This is a genomic window from Vibrio sp. 811 (assembly GCF_033339195.1).
Window position 1 is genome coordinate 1 of sequence record NZ_JAWOUB010000160.1, and the last position, 936, is coordinate 936.

2 protein-coding genes are annotated in these 936 nt (G+C 45.6%); one reads left to right on the forward strand and one right to left on the reverse strand.

Translation table 11 applies throughout. The features are described from left to right. Positions 1-224 (forward strand): peptidoglycan DD-metalloendopeptidase family protein (locus tag R7Q46_RS25550; RefSeq protein WP_318077990.1); only part of this gene is annotated, 224 nt, incomplete at its 5' end. A gap of 24 nt (positions 225-248) precedes the next feature. On the opposite strand, the gene R7Q46_RS25555 is transcribed toward R7Q46_RS25550, so the two are convergent. Further along, positions 249-936, reverse strand: a 688-nt coding sequence (locus R7Q46_RS25555; protein ID WP_318077991.1) for an efflux RND transporter permease subunit, incomplete at its 5' end; no start/stop codon positions are given.

A 936-nucleotide genomic window follows, 5' to 3' on the forward strand; every position in this document is an offset into this window, starting at 1 on the left:
TTAAACAAGGTCAAACTATCGGTACGCTTGGCGGGACAGGCCGTGTGACAGGACCCCACTTACATTATGAGTTCCTAGTAAATGGCGTGCACAAAAACCCAAGAACGGTGAATTTGCCGCAATCCAAATCGTTAACAGGTAAAGCAAGACAAACCTTCATGGCGAATGCAAAAGTCAGTATGGACAAGCTGGATCGTTACAGTAAGTTACTGGCAATGAGATAAACGGAAAAGCAAAAAGAGGCAGCATTACGCTGCCTCTTCGCTTTCATCAGGTTCGGGCTTAGCAAGATGATCTCTTCCCAACATAAGCAAACAAGGCGTAAGCACCAACGTCAACACCGTAGCAAATGCCAATCCCCCCGCTACTGCCGTCGCTAACTGAGACCACCATTGCGTACTCGGCGCACCAAATTCGACTTTTTGATTAACTAAATCGATGTTCATTTCTAGAACCATCGGTAACAACCCTAAAATGGTCGTAATTGTGGTTAATAGCACCGGTCTCAAACGTTGCACACCGGTCCGCAGGATAGCCTCTGCTTTGTCCAGTCCTCTTTTTCGCATTTGGTTATAAGTATCAATCAGTACAATGTTGTTATTAACTACGATACCAGCCAAGGCAATCACACCAATGCCAGACATGATGATGCCGAATGGTTTTTGGAAAATAAGCAACCCAGCAAAAACCCCGACCGTTGAAAACAGCACCGCACTCAAAATCAAAAATGCCTGATAAAAGCTGTTGAACTGCGTGATGAGAATGAGCGCCATGACGCCAAGAGCCACAACAAAAGCGTTTTGCAAGAATGCTGATGAGTTTTCCTGCTCCTCATTTTGACCCCGAATCTTATATTCAACGCCTTCCGGTAAACCGAGCTGTTCCATTTCAGCGGCAATCTTAGGTAACTCAAGCGCCAAATTGTAGCCTTCCACC